The following is a 13,236-nucleotide window of genomic DNA, read 5'->3' as shown; positions in this document are numbered from 1 at the left end:
GTTGAATCGCGGTATGAGCAACGCAGACCGTCACCGGCTGATCGTCCAGGCCGTCAGGGAGTCGGGCAGTGCCACGGTCCTGGAACTCGCCGAGCTGACCGGTGCCTCGGAGATGACCATCCGGCGCGACCTCGACGCACTGGCGGCGCAAGGTGTTCTCGAACGCGTGCGCGGCGGGGCGCGCGCCCTCCTGCTCAGGGGTGAGGAGCCGCCGTTCGCGCTGCGCGCTCATGAGGCGACCGACGCCAAGCGCCGGATCGCGGCCGAGGTGTCCTCGCTCATCGGTGACGGCGAGACAGTCCTCCTGGACAGCGGCACCACCTGCCTGGAAGTCGCCCGTCTGCTGCGCGGACGGCCAGTAACCGTGATGCCCCTGTCACTGCAGGCCATCCACGTACTCAGCGACTCGCCGAGTCCGACCATGCTGATGGTGCCCGGCGGACGGCCCCGCGCCGCCGAAGGGGCCCTGACCGGCCCCCTCACGCTCGCCTCCCTGTCGGCACTGCGCTTCGACACCGCGGTCGTCGGCTGCTGCGGCCTGAGTGCGGCCGAGGGCCTGACCGCCTACGACCTCGACGACGCGGCTGTGAAGAAGGCGAGCATCGCCTCCACGCGTCGCATCATCGCGGCCGCGGACGGCAGCAAGCTCGGCCACACCGCCTACGCCTACGTCGGCCCCTCCACGCTCCTGCACACCCTCGTCACCGACACCACGGCGCCCGTCGACGAGGTAGCCGCGCTCGAAGGCGCCGGCACCATTGTCAAAACCGCCTGACGCCGCGTCGAGGGGGCGCACCGCACCCGGGACCAGGAAGGACCCGCCCATCGTCGGCTCGTCGGAGCCGGACGACTTCCCGCACGGGCTGCGCCGCACCGCCGACTCACTCGTCGCGACCATCGCGACGCGCGCTGGGGGGGCTGGTCATGCCAGAAGAGGGACAAGAGCCCACGCTGGGCCGGAACCGCGCGTCCCTCGCGAGCAGACCGGAGACCGTCAGCGGCGAGCTCACCCTCCCGATGCCGACCGGCTTCACCTGAGAAGCGCCTCCGCCTTGTGCGTGAACGAGGGCCTGGGCAATCCTCATCCTCGCTGGGCAGAGGCACTTGTCACTGAGCTGACCACCTGCCGGGCAGCCCGCTTCATGAACGCGCGAGGCTAGCCTGCCGACTCCACAGTCAAGTCACCGTTCGTTGTCGACAGGTCCAAGCGGTACTTGCCCAAGGGGTCGTTCTTGAACGCCACCTTCTTGTCGCCGTGGGAGTCGTGCGCCGAGATCTGGTACTTGGCGGGCGGGGCCGTGACCGTGAGGCTGCCGCTGGTCGTGTGGGCCGTGATGTTCTGCGGGACGGCCGCCTGGATCGTCACCTCGCCGTTCGACGTCTGCGTGTCGATGTTGCCGCCCTTGACGTCCTTCACGTTGATGTCACCGTTGGACGTGCGTAGCTTCACCCGGCCCGTCGCGTTGTTCACCGCGATCTCGCCGTTGCTTGTGTGCACGTCGACCATGCCGACGTCGCTCAGGGTGAGGCTACCGTTGGAGGTGGTTCCCGTCACCGGAAGACCAGCGGGCACCTTGACGACGTAATTGACGCCGCAGTTCTTGCCGCAGCCGGAGAGCAGCAGGACGCCGTTCTCGACGCTGAACGACGTGCCACTCGGCTTGTCACCGCGGTAGTTGACCTTGCGGTGCACGGAGATCGTTGAGACGTCCGCCGAAGCATCCACCTTCACCCCGCCGTTCCCGCTGTCGAGACGGACCGAGGTGATTTTCTGAGGCACCTTGGCGTCGTCCTCGAAGGTCTTCTGGTCGAGGGCCGAGCACGCGGAGAGCCCGCCGACGGTGAGAGCAGCCAAAGCCACTGCTGTAAGTACGCGCGTCTGCAGACGTCGCATGAAGTTCCCCCGTATGGAGCGAATTGAAGCGGTGATCAGTCACTGTGACCCTACGCAGCCACAGTCCCACGCACGATGGGGAAAACCCCCCAATGCGGGGACTGGGCTGACCTTCCTGGCAACCACGGCCGCCGGCATGCCGGCTTCGACAGCAGGTTTTCGCGGTTCGGGACCAAAATCCCTATCAGCCGGGGGAGTTGATGCGTCATTCCGATGCCGGGCCGCAGTGCACATCGTTCGCGCTGGCCGAGCACCTGGGCCGGCAGGGCCGCGTCGTTCAGGTGATGTGTCCTGGTTGATCACATGCCGAGGGTGATCAGTGGACGGTTGGCGTCGCGGGTGTGGTGGCGGAGGCCAGCGGCGATGTTCGTCTGGTTGGCGAGTCGGAGAGCGCCGATGGCCAGGTTGCGCAGGGATGCCATGGCACGTGGAGCGGTGCCGGTGCGTACGCGGGAGGCGTCCTCGGCGTACGTGGTGTCCCTGACGTGGTGGATCTTGTTCTCGATGCCCCAGTGGCCGCGGACGCGGCGGGCGATCTCGGTTGCGTCGGCCTGTTCCGCGGCCAGGTCGGTCGCCCCGTAGATGCGTTCCAGGGTGACCTTGCCGGTGGTGGCGATCCGTCGGCGGCGCACGATCTGGACAGCCTGCACCGCGTGTGGGAACGCGATCCCGGCGACGGCGGCGGCCTTGATCCGGCGGATCTCGTCGCGGCCGTGCGCGGTGGCCCGCGTCTTGTCCAGGAGCGGCACTTCCCGCCATGGCAGGGCCTTCAGCCACTGGTGCAGGGTGGGCTGATTGCCCTTGATCAGCGCGATGTAGTGGGCGTGCTTGTCCTCGACGAGGAAACGCGCGTGGGCGGTCTGCGAGTGGAGGGCGTCGAAGGTGACCACCGTGCCGTGCAGGTTGAGCGGGGCAAGCAGGGGCTGGAAGACGGTGATCTCGTTGGTCGTGGCGTCCACCTCGCGCTGGGCGGTGACCAGGCCGGTCCCCGTCATCGCGGCGAGCAGATGGACCTGGGTGCCGTCGGTGCGGCGGGCACCGCGCACGGTCTTGCCGTCCACGGCGAGGGAGGGCAAGGGCCGCCGGTCGCTGTCGTTCTCCTCCTGGCCGGAGGCGCGTTCGCGCCCGGCGAGCCAACTTCCGACGGCTGTATCCAGCGCGTCGCCGTCGATGCGTTGGAGGACACGACGCACGGTGGCCTCGGCCGGGGCGACGGGGCCGCGGCCCGGCTCCCGGCATGGGCCACCGAGCCGGGCCAGGACGTTGGGCGGGGCGTCGGCGGCCCACTCCGCGATCGCGGCCAGGGACTTCGCTCCGGCCAGGACCGCGCACGCGGCCAGGGAGAGGACGAAGGCGAGCGGGTGGCGTCGGCCCTGGTCCCGGCGGGGATCGGGCACCTGAGCCGGGCAGGTCAGCAGGCCGGGGAGGTCATCGGGGACGGTCGGCGCGGTGTCGGCGAGTTGGCCCAGAGGGCGCGGGATGAGCGAGGACGAGCGGGCAGGCACGGTCTTCCGTCGTGGTGATCAGGGACTCGACACCTCATGATCACCGGAAGTCGTGCCTGCCTCCGCGTCAGCCCCCGCCGACCACCCCGCAGTCCTGCCCCAGCTCCTGAAGCCCCATCAACCCGGATGCACCGCCGGAACGACGCCGCCCTGCCCGCGTACCCCGTCGGTCACCGTCATCGTGGCGCCGACGGGGTACGCCCGTCACCCGCGAGCGGAGTGCGACTTCAGCGGATGCGGTGCTTCCGCCAGAAGGGGCCGAGGTCCCTGTGCGTCATCGACTGTGCGGCCTTCTTGAAGTCGACGGTGGTGGAGACGCCGTACCAGTGGTCGTGGGCGTACTTCTTGATGAGGCGCGCCATGGTGCCGGCCCCGAGGACGTGCTCCAGGTCGGCCAGGACGCAGGGGCCGATCCCGTACACGACCTGGGAGTACTCGCCACGGTGTGTAGACCAGTAGGCCATCGAGTTGGTGAGCGCGGCGGTGGCGCTCGGCCAGGAGTCGTTCGGCGAGCACTCGAACCCGTCCCAGCGGTAGTAGCGCGCGTTGGCGTACTGAGCGAAACTCTCGTCCAGCCAGGGTGAGTTGTACTCGTCGTTGCCCACGACGCCGTACCACCACTGGTGGGCGATCTCATGGACGGTGGCGCCGCCCTCCTCCTCGGTGCCGAGGATGACCAGGCCGGGGTACTCCATGCCGCCGGCGAACCCGGGGGTCATCACGAGGTCTATCTCGCCGTACGGATAGCGGCCGAACTCCCTGCCGAACCGGTCGATGGCGGCGACGCCGTCCTTGCGGTTGAGGCGGACACCGGCGGCGGGCGTGTTCGGCGACCAGTACGACTTCACGCGCACGCCGTCGGGCGAGGTCTGGGTCGCGGTGCGGAACGGGCCCGCCGCCCATGCGAAGTCCCGCACCCGCTTGGCGACGCTGTGGGTGACCGTACGCCCGGTACCGCCGGGGCGGGTCCATGTGCTGCCGGTCGCCGGGACCTTGAGGGCGGACGGGTGGTCGAGGCGCACCCGGAAGTCGCTCGCCAGGGTGTAGAAGCTCTCGCCGTACGACACATACGGATCGAGGTGCCACCCCCTCGCGTCGTGCACGGCGAGGACCGGCAGCGCGTTGCCCAGGAAGCGGAACGCGCCTTCGCGGCCGAAGCGGTTGTTGCGTGCGGGCACGGTGAGGGCCACGTCGAAGGAGACGGCCGTCCGCTCACCGCGTGCGAGCGGCCTCGGCAGGGCGATGCGCAGCGCCGTGCACTTCACGCCGGGGCGGCCCGGAGTGCCGCCGCGCACGTGGGAGACGCGGACGGGGGACGGTCTTCCGGATGTCCCGCAGCCGTCCTCGCCATTGCCCCACAGGCGTATGTACACCTCACGCAGGGGCCGGCTGGAGGCGTTGCGGAAGGACACCGTCTGCCGGCCCGCCCAGTGGGAGCCGTCGGCGTCGGCGCGCAGCTTCACGTCGTAGCTGGGGCGGTCGGGCGTCGCGGGTTCGGCCGCTCTCACCGCGGCGCCGGGCGCCGGGCCGGACGGCGTGCCGGCCTCGGCCACGGTGGAGCCTGCTGTCGCGAGCAGCGCGAGCAGGGCGACCAGCAGACGGCGACCGGTTCTTGAGGGGCCCGTGGGCGACGAAGGCAACGAAGGCATGGCAGACGACATGACAGATGACATGCCAGCGGATCTTGTCACAGGGTTCCCCACGGCCGACACAGGCCCGCGCGAAGAGGGGAGGTGCAGGCCGTCCAGATCGTGCGCCGCCGACGGATCGCCAACCAGACGAACATCGCCGCTGGACTCCGCCACCACACCCGCGACGCCAACCGTCCACTGATCACCCTCGGCATGTGATCAACCAGGACACATCACCTGAACGACGCGGCCCTGCCTGGGCCGGGCAGGGATCGCGGCGTCCATCCGCTCGGTCGGCGACGCATACGACAACGCCCTGATGGAGTCCACGATCGGCCTGTTCAAGACCGAGCTGATCAAGCCCGGCCGGCCCTGGAAGACGCTCTCTGAGGTGGAGCTGTCCACCGCCGAATGGGTCGACTGGTACTGCCACCGTCGACTGCGCGGTGTGAACTGCCCTGGGGGTGAACTTACTTGAAGTCCCTGACGGGCGTGGAGCAGTGGCTGCATCCCGTGGTGTGTGGGGTATGGGGACGGTGGCGGACTGTCTGAAGGACACCTCCGGTGTCTGGCAGGTCACCACCCCAGGGACGAGCTGATCAACACCGTGACCGACGCCGACGGCAGCACGTCCAACCTCACCTTCGAGGTCTGGACCGCCGGCTCCTCGGGGAACGCCAAGACCCAGGTGAAGATCAGCGACAACCAGTACGGCGTCCTGGTGCCCGACTTCGTCAAGTCCGGCTCCACCGCCTCCGTGGACGTGGGCGCCGGAAGGCTGAAGCCGAACGTCGACTACGTCTTCCACACCTCGGCCTACGCCAAGGACAGCGGCCTGTACGAGACGTCGTGGTCGCCCTGGGCCCGCTTCCGCGTCACGATGCCCGTCGACCTGACCCTGCCCAACCCCAATGCTTCGGCGCAGAACCCGGACCAGTCCGCCCAGGCGTACACGGACACGATGGCGCCGCCCTCTCCGTGGAAGACCACGGCCGGCCCGAGCCGTGACCGCTCCGTCGCCCCCGGGACGTTCGGGACCCGCTGCACCTGGACACGAACATGCGCGCGGCGTGCTCCGCCGACAGTACGACCGTGAAGTGCACCATGACCGCGAACACCCAGTAGCACCATCCCGCTCACAGGGGGCGCCGCGCCGAGAGGACGCGGCGCCCCCGCTGCTGCCGGTTCACACCGGCGAGGGCAGGTGCACCGCGGGCAGCAGCCCCAGCTCGATCTCCCGACGCGGCAGTGACAGCCCGAGATGCTGGCCCACCGCCGCGAACAGCCGCTTCGTCAACTCCTCGTCCTCGTCCTCGGGGTCCTCGCAGCCGGGAAAGGTGTCCCGCACCGCACCGCCCCGGCCCGGCGCACGGCCGCGTCCAGTGCGGCGAACGTCCCGAGCCGGTCCCTGGGCGGGACCGCGGTCTCCAGCAGGCTGTCACCGGGCTCGCCGGAACTCACTTCGCCGGCTGCGTCGACGTAGCACACCCACGGGTGCTCGTGCAGGAAGCGGTCCAGGCAGACGAGTTCGTCGCCCTGCCCCACCAAGGTGTCCTGGCCCAGCCGGTCGAGGAAGACGAGGTGCCAGGTGGACCGCTCGACCTCCAGGACGTACGTCCACTCGCCGCTGGCGCCGAACATCGCCACGCTGTCGCCCAGGTTCACGCTCAGCCTGTCGAAGTCCTTGAACAGCGGCGGCCGTTCGGCCATGCCGCGGTCGGCGTCGAGGCGCACCACGAAGTCCACCGGGTCCACGCCCCGCACCGCCGTGAGGCTGATGTCCGAGAGCATCCCGTCCTTGGCGATCGCACCGCTGTTCCAGTGCTCACCGATCCACGCCAAGCTGCTGTCCGTCACCAGGGCGACCCCTTTCCTCTGCCTTCGCACACACGTCAGTGACTTCGGCTGGTCAAGGTGACGTTGGAACACCGGCAGTCAGGCCGGTGCCGGCCATGAAGCCGTCGACGGCGCCGGGCCGGTAGTGGAGGCGTTTGAGCCGGTTCCGGACGAGGGCCTCGAGCCGGTCGAGAGCGACGACTGCGAGGTTGGCCAAGCTGCGTTTGACGTGCACCCATACGCCCTCCACGGGGTTGAGGTCGGGCGAGTGGGCGGGCAGCAGGAACGCCGTCAGCCATGTACGCTCGGCGATCAGCTCGCGCATGAGGCGCGAGACGTGGGTGTTGAGGCGGTCCCAGACCAGCACGATCGGACAGCGGCCGGGCGGTGCCCCTCGGGGGCCTGCCCGGCCGCGATGCGCTGCCTCACCCTCAGGTCAGCGGTCCGCGTTCGAGGCCGCGTCCCGGTCGGCCGCGGCGGCGGCCGACTCGGCCGCGTTCACCTTCTGCTGCATCTGCGAGTAGCCCGACGGCGTGGCCGCCGGAGCCTTCGGCGACGCCCCGTCGTGACCGGAGCAGCCGACGGCCAGGGCGGCCAGCAGGACCACCGGCACCACAGCGGCCCGTGCGCGCATCAACTTGCCGCCTTGCCGCCGTCGTTGTCCCGGCACCAGGTCCTGACCTGGTCGAGGTCCTTCTGGCGCTGCTTGAGGGTGGGCACCAGCGCCTTGCGGGTCTTCAGCCGGTCCTGGAGAAACGTGGCGATCTCGGTGTGGCCGGCCTTCTCTGCGTTGGCCGCGCGACGTTCCAGCCGGGCCACCGAACCCCGGGTGTCTGCCCCGGCGTCCAGCCGCTTCAACGCCCGGTCGATCCGCCGGTCGATCCTCGGCACTCGCTTGCACAGCGCCTTGGCCCCGTCGCCGGTGGGTCCCGGCGCGGGGGAGCTGTCGGCCGTGGCCGCGCCGGTGCCGCCCGCCAGCAGCGCTGCCGTGGCGAGCCCGACCAGCAGGTTGCGCCGCCTTCGCCGGATGTCCATCACATGCCTCCGTTCCTGGGCGGACCACTCGTCCGCCCGTCCCGCGGCAGGTTAGGAGTCCTTTTTGGGGAAACCTTGTGACCGGTATGTCCCGGCTGTCCCGATCAACCAGTCGCGGCGGTCGGGCAGTTCTCCCTCCCCGGCCGGCAGGCGCACCTCGAAGCGTGCCCCCGTGCCGCCCGGTGCGCCGCCGACCGTCACGGCGCCCCGGTGCAGTGCGGTCTGCTGGGCCACCAGCGTGAGGCCGAGCCCGGAGCCGGCGCTGGCCGGGCCGCGCCGGAACCGCTCGAAGATCCGTTCCCGGTCCTGCCCCGGCACTCCCGGTCCGCCGTCGTCCACGGTGAGCACGATCCAATCTCCCTCGCGCCGCAGCCCCACCGTCACGCTCACCAGCCCGCTCGCGTCGGCTCCGTGCGCCACGCCGTTGGCCAGCAGATTGTCGAGCAGCAGCCGCAGTCCCGGCTCCCAGCCGCGCACGGTGACCCCCGCCGGGGCGTCCAGCATGATCAGCGCGCCGGGTGCATGGCGCCGGGCCTCGGCGACGGCCGCCTCCGCGATCTCCGTCAGGTCGGCGGTGCGGAACGCCTCTGCCTCCACCAGATCCCCGCGCCCGAGGTCGCGCAGCATCACCAGCAGGCCCAGCAGCCGCCCGTGTTCGCGGCGCAGATCGGCGACGACCTCCGTACGGTCCGGTTCGGGGAGCCCCGGGTGACCGGCCAGGATGTCCAGGTTGGTGCCTATGCTCATCAGCGGGGTGCGCAGTTCGTGGGCGGCGGCCGCCGAGAACGAGCGGGCCGTGTCCAGGGCCTCTGCGGTGCGGGCGGCTTGCTCGTCGTAGCGGGCCAGCACGGTGCGTACGGTGGCGGCCAGCTCGTCGACCTCGGTGACACCGGTCCGCTCCACCGGCAGGCGCACGCGATCGGTGCGCGGGTCCAGTCCGGCGGTACGGCGGGTCAGCCGGCGCAGCGGCGCGGCCGCACCCGCCGCTATTCCCCAGGCCAGCAGACCGGACAGGGGGGCCGCGAGCACAGTGGTGACCAGCACCCGGCGCCGGACCAGTCGCTGCTGTCCGCGGTCGGCGGTGTCCGACGCGAACACCCACAGGGTGCCGGAGGCGAGCGGCGTGCGCACCGGACGACCCAGCACGCGCCAGCTGGCGCCATCTGCGCGCACGGTGACTGGTGCCCCGGTGCGCGCGGGCAGCGGCACACCGGAGGCGGGCTGCGGGCCGCCGCTGAAGGAACCGTCCGGTCCCACCACCCGCACGCCCACGTCGAGCGCAGCGCTGTAGAGGGCGCGTTCACGGGTGTCCGCCGCCTTGGGCCGACCCGCCGCGCCGGCCCGCAGCAACGCCCGGGCGTCCGGGACGACGGCCGCCGCCCGTTCCCGCAGGTGGTCGTCCTCGGCGCGGTGCAGATCGCGGGCGACGAGCTGGAGCAGCAACCATCCAGAGGCCAGTACCAGCAGCGGCACCGTGCAGCCGACCGCCAGTCCGATCCGGGCCGACAGCCTCACGGCTCCTCCCTCAGCACGAATCCGACCCCACGCACGGTGTGGATCAGGCGTGGTGCGCCGTCGGCCTCCAGCTTGCGCCGCAGATAGCTGACGAAGGTGTCGACGGCATCGCTGCGCACGTCGAAGTCGTAGCCCCACACCCGCTCCAACAGCTGGTCACGGGTGAGGACCAGCCCGGCGTTGCGGGCCAGCACCTCCAGCAGCTCGAACTCGCGCCGGGTGAGATCCAGCGCGCATCCGCCACGCCGTACGGTACGGGCCGCGGGGTCGATCAGCAGGTCCGCCACCCGCAACGCCTGTTCCTGGGCGGCGTGCGGCCGACGCCGCAGCAGCGCGCGCAGCCGCAGCACAAGTTCCTGCAGGGCGAACGGCTTGACCAGGTAGTCGTCGCCGCCGGCCTGCAGGCCGGCTATCCGGTCGGCGGTCTCGTCGAGCGCAGAGAGCATGAGCACCGGCAGATCCCGGCCATCGGCGCGCAACCGCGCGCACACCTCGATGCCGCTCATCCCCGGCATCGACACGTCCAGGACGAGCACGTCGGGCGGGCCGTCCGCGACGGCAGCGAGCGCGCCGAGCCCGTCGGGCGCGGTGCGGACCGCGAAACCACTCAGCCGCAGCCCGCGCTCCAGTGACCGCCGGATCGCCGCGTCGTCGTCCACGACCAGGACCGTCCCGGGGGGTGCCGTCCCGCCCATGCGCGCCTCCCTCGCTCGCCGTCAACGCTCGGCCGGGGTAGGGGGGTACACGTCCGCCGTCAGCGCCCGGTCAGCGTAAGGCCCGTCTCCCTTCTGCCGGCAACCTCGTTGGCCTGTGCCCTCGTCGGCCGGAGCACGTACGTCAGCGCGATCTGCCCATGGACGGCCACGATCCACAGGGCCCGCCAGCGGCGGTCCACCGGCCGCCAAAGAGACTGCCGCGCTCCGCGGTGCCCCTGCCAGGAGTGGTCAACCTGTGACGTCCGCGGCGCCGCGCCGCAACCGCAGTGGCCGAAAATATGTCTCTCAACGCGTGCCGGAAGCGCCGGAACAAGTGGGATCTCGGTCGGCACAGCGGATCTGGGGGGACCAAATGAACACATGGGCAGTGCCCGGATACACCGAGTCACTGGAACTCGGATCCGGGGCGAGTGGACGGGTCGTACTGGCCGTGCACGAGGAGACCGGCCATCCGGTCGCAGTGAAGTACCTCAGCGAGTCACTGCGCACCCGGCCGGGATTCGTGCACGAGTTCAGGGCTGAGGCGCGGCTGCTCGGCGGGCTGGAAAGCCCGTACGTCGCCGGGTTGTACGAGTACGTCGAGAGCCCGGACGGCGCCGCCATCGTGATGGAGCTGGTGGACGGTGTCTCCTTGCGAGCCCTGCTGGCCAAGCGGGGGCCGCTGGATCCCGAGGCCGCGCTCGTGATCCTCAAGGGGTCGCTGCTCGGCCTCGCCGACGCGCACCGCATCGGCGTCGTCCACCGCGACTACAAGCCGGAAAACGTCCTGGTCGTGCCGGACGGTTCGTCCAAGCTCGTCGACTTCGGGATCGCGGTCGATACCGGCACCAGCGTCGGCGTCGCGGGAACCCCCTCCTACATGGCCCCGGAACAGTGGACCGGTGCGCCCGCCTCTCCCACCGCCGACGTGTACGCGGCCACGGCCACGTTCTTCGAATGCCTGACGGGCCACAAGCCGTACTCGGGTGACAATCTCGCCGAACTCGCGCTGCAGCACGTCGACGCGCCCGTCCCCGCCGACGAGGTCCCCGAGCCGGTGCGCGCACTGGTGCGGCGCGGCCTGGCCAAGGACCCGGACGAGCGGCCCACGCAAGCCGAGGCGTTCGTCTCGGAACTGGAGGCGGCCGCCGGTGCCGCCTATGGGCCCGACTGGGAGGAACGCGGCCGGGGACGGCTCGCAGCACTCGTCGCACTGCTGCTACTGCTGCTGCCCTCAGCGCGCAAAGCCCCGCATACCACCACGGACACCGCACGCACGGTCCTGGCTCAGGCAGCGGGCCAAGGCCCAGCTCGATCGTGGCTCCCCGGCCGGCCGGGGATGCTGGTCTCGGCGGCCGCCGTGCTCCTGGGCATCCTCCTGACCTACGCCGCCCAGCACACCCGGGCAGCAGATCCGCAGCCGTCAGCCAAGTCCCTCGCCACCACCAGCGCCCAGCCCGGCGTGACGTCACAGGGGCCCACCGCATCGACCTCGCCGGCCCACGCGTCCCCGTCCCCGACCACCACCGTGTCCCCGAGCCTGTCGCCATCGGGCCCACCGTCTCCGGACACCACCGGCACCAGCGACCCTTCGACGTCCGCCACCATGACGCCATCCGGGGAGACGACGTCCGGCGGGGCAACCACCGACGCGACACCGACCACCGCATCCCCCACAGCGCCGGCAGCTCCCGCAGTCAAGGACGTCGCCGTGTCGGCGTTCCGGCAGACGGGTCCGTCCACCGCCTCGGCAATCATCGACATCACCACGGACGGCACCGGGCCCATCTCCATCACCGTCTCATGGTTCACCAGCAATGCCGCAGGAGTGCTCGGCATCCCGGACGGTGCGCCCCAGACCTTCCAACGCAGCGGCGCCACCCAGTACTCGCTCACCGTCGACCACACCTTCCAGAACCAGGGCTGCTACTGGGCGGTGCAGGCCACGACGAACCCGGCCGCCGCCAACGGCGGCGCCTCGCAGCAGCTTCTGACCAGGCAGTGTGACCTCCGATGACCACTCAGAACGACCGCACCCCGGCACCTGCCGACGACTGCGAGCCCACCCGCGTGTTGGATCCGAGCGACGAGTCGACCCGCGTGCTCGATCCGAGCGACGAGTCCACCCGCGTGCTCGACCCGAGCGACGAGTCCACCCGCGTGCTCGACCCGAGCGACGAGTCCGCCCGAGTGCTCGATCCCAGCAACGAACCCACCCGCGTAGTCGGTCCCATCGACGAACCCACCCACGTACTGGACCCCAGCGACGCACACGCCCCCACAACCCACCTCGTCGGCACCACCGAACACCCACCGGCCCACGAAACCGGCCCGAACGACGCCGAGTACAGCGCCACCGTGCTGGCCAGCCACTGGATCCAGCGGCCCGAGCCCGACGACACCGACACTCTCGTCGCACCGCCCGGCACGCAGATCACGCCGACCGGACCCACGCAACCCGATCGTGTCGAAGGCACCGTGCTGCGTTTCGGCCCGGGAGTGACAGCCGCCGTCGCGCACCGCCCCGACAGCACGCTGCCCACCGTGCCACCAGCCCCCGCACCCCCGCGTCGGCGCCTGCGCAGACACGCTCTGCCCGCGCTGGTGCTGGTCTGCGTCATCGCGTTCCTGGCCTGGCAGCACCTCCAGCCGTCCGTCGGGGTGCGCACGGTGGCAGTCGCCGTCCGGCCGACAACTGCCGGCTGCGACAGCACCGCGGACATCGTCGGCCTGGTCACCACGGACGGTCGGCCGGGCACGCTCTCCTACCGCTGGCGCCGAAGCGACGGCACCGCCTCGGCCGTCCTGCGGGAAACGGTGGCCCAGGGCCAGAGGCAGGCACGGCTGCACCTCCTGTGGAGCTTCCAGGGCAAGGGCCACTACAGGGCACGAGCCGAACTGCGCATCCTCACTCCCGCCCACCGCACGGTGGCCACGCACCTCACATACGACTGCCCCTGACCGCCCGTCAGCCGTCGGCGTGGATCTGTCCCGGACAACATCGGCAACTTGATCCGGTGCGCCGCCCGGAGCCGCGACCGGCTGCCATGTGAGCGGGAGGCGTATACGCGGAAAGAGATCGGTGAGCGGGACGGTTGGGAGTGCGGGCATTGCCTGACGCCTGT

13 protein-coding genes and 1 pseudogene are annotated in these 13,236 nt (G+C 70.9%); 5 read left to right on the top strand and 9 right to left on the bottom strand.

What is annotated here, in order from left to right; genetic code table 11:
• Window positions 1-13: 13 nt before the first annotated feature.
• Window positions 14-775 carry a DeoR/GlpR family DNA-binding transcription regulator gene (locus ACIRVH_RS44255; RefSeq protein ID WP_403966052.1) on the top strand — a complete coding sequence of 254 codons (762 nt, stop codon included), beginning with the start codon at window positions 14-16 and terminating at the stop codon, window positions 773-775.
• A 381-nt stretch (window positions 776-1,156) separates the two neighbouring features.
• On the opposite strand, the gene ACIRVH_RS44250 is transcribed toward ACIRVH_RS44255, so the two are convergent.
• The 3 genes from ACIRVH_RS44250 to ACIRVH_RS44240 form a co-directional block, all read right to left on the bottom strand.
• A complete protein-coding gene (locus tag ACIRVH_RS44250; protein WP_403966049.1) occupies window positions 1,157-1,855 on the bottom strand; it encodes a DUF4097 family beta strand repeat-containing protein in 699 nt (232 codons plus the stop codon).
• 338 nt (window positions 1,856-2,193) lie between these two features.
• Entirely contained in the window at window positions 2,194-3,399 is a 1,206-nt protein-coding gene (locus ACIRVH_RS44245; protein ID WP_403966046.1) for an ISAs1 family transposase, read from the bottom strand.
• Between the two features lie 227 nt (window positions 3,400-3,626).
• Window positions 3,627-5,048, bottom strand: a complete 1,422-nt coding sequence (locus tag ACIRVH_RS44240; RefSeq protein ID WP_403966043.1) for a M1 family metallopeptidase — start codon at window positions 5,046-5,048, stop codon at window positions 3,627-3,629.
• Between the two features lie 247 nt (window positions 5,049-5,295).
• Here ACIRVH_RS44240 and ACIRVH_RS44235 point away from each other — a divergent pair.
• A pseudogene (locus tag ACIRVH_RS44235) lies at window positions 5,296-5,472 on the top strand (integrase core domain-containing protein); the annotation flags it as partial.
• Between the two features lie 165 nt (window positions 5,473-5,637).
• Window positions 5,638-6,126: a hypothetical protein gene (locus ACIRVH_RS44230; RefSeq protein ID WP_403966040.1), complete on the top strand. Its 489-nt coding sequence runs from the start codon at window positions 5,638-5,640 to the stop codon at window positions 6,124-6,126.
• Between the two features lie 197 nt (window positions 6,127-6,323).
• On the opposite strand, the gene ACIRVH_RS44225 is transcribed toward ACIRVH_RS44230, so the two are convergent.
• From ACIRVH_RS44225 to ACIRVH_RS44200, 6 genes are all read right to left on the bottom strand, one after another.
• Window positions 6,324-6,887 (bottom strand): hypothetical protein, encoded by a 564-nt coding sequence (locus tag ACIRVH_RS44225; protein WP_403966037.1) that lies wholly within the window; start codon window positions 6,885-6,887, stop codon window positions 6,324-6,326.
• 52 nt (window positions 6,888-6,939) lie between these two features.
• The gene (locus ACIRVH_RS44220) at window positions 6,940-7,233 is read right to left on the bottom strand and encodes a transposase (RefSeq protein WP_403966034.1); all 294 of its coding nucleotides are present in this window, start codon (window positions 7,231-7,233) and stop codon (window positions 6,940-6,942) included.
• Window positions 7,234-7,302: 69 nt separating this feature from the next.
• Complete coding sequence (locus ACIRVH_RS44215) at window positions 7,303-7,500, bottom strand: hypothetical protein (protein WP_403966031.1); 198 nt, start codon at window positions 7,498-7,500, stop codon at window positions 7,303-7,305.
• Window positions 7,500-7,901: a hypothetical protein gene (locus ACIRVH_RS44210; RefSeq protein WP_403966028.1), complete on the bottom strand. Its 402-nt coding sequence runs from the start codon at window positions 7,899-7,901 to the stop codon at window positions 7,500-7,502. The genes ACIRVH_RS44215 and ACIRVH_RS44210 overlap by 1 nt, the downstream gene beginning before the upstream one ends.
• A 51-nt stretch (window positions 7,902-7,952) precedes the next feature.
• Window positions 7,953-9,416, bottom strand: coding sequence for an ATP-binding protein (locus tag ACIRVH_RS44205; RefSeq protein ID WP_403966025.1), 1,464 nt, complete (start codon window positions 9,414-9,416; stop codon window positions 7,953-7,955).
• Window positions 9,413-10,111: a response regulator transcription factor gene (locus ACIRVH_RS44200; protein ID WP_403966022.1), complete on the bottom strand. Its 699-nt coding sequence runs from the start codon at window positions 10,109-10,111 to the stop codon at window positions 9,413-9,415. The genes ACIRVH_RS44205 and ACIRVH_RS44200 overlap by 4 nt, the downstream gene beginning before the upstream one ends.
• A gap of 373 nt (window positions 10,112-10,484) precedes the next feature.
• Between ACIRVH_RS44200 and ACIRVH_RS44195 the strand changes: the two genes are divergently transcribed.
• Together ACIRVH_RS44195 and ACIRVH_RS44190 are read left to right on the top strand one after the other, a co-directional pair.
• Window positions 10,485-12,128 carry a protein kinase gene (locus tag ACIRVH_RS44195; RefSeq protein WP_403966019.1) on the top strand — a complete coding sequence of 548 codons (1,644 nt, stop codon included), beginning with the start codon at window positions 10,485-10,487 and terminating at the stop codon, window positions 12,126-12,128.
• Window positions 12,125-13,072, top strand: coding sequence for a hypothetical protein (locus tag ACIRVH_RS44190; protein WP_403966016.1), 948 nt, complete (start codon window positions 12,125-12,127; stop codon window positions 13,070-13,072). The genes ACIRVH_RS44195 and ACIRVH_RS44190 overlap by 4 nt, the downstream gene beginning before the upstream one ends.
• Window positions 13,073-13,236: the final 164 nt, after the last annotated feature.

The organism is Streptomyces sp. NPDC101165 (assembly GCF_044768135.1).
Taxonomy (GTDB): domain Bacteria; phylum Actinomycetota; class Actinomycetes; order Streptomycetales; family Streptomycetaceae; genus Streptomyces.
This window is presented reverse-complemented; position numbering and strand designations above follow the sequence as displayed.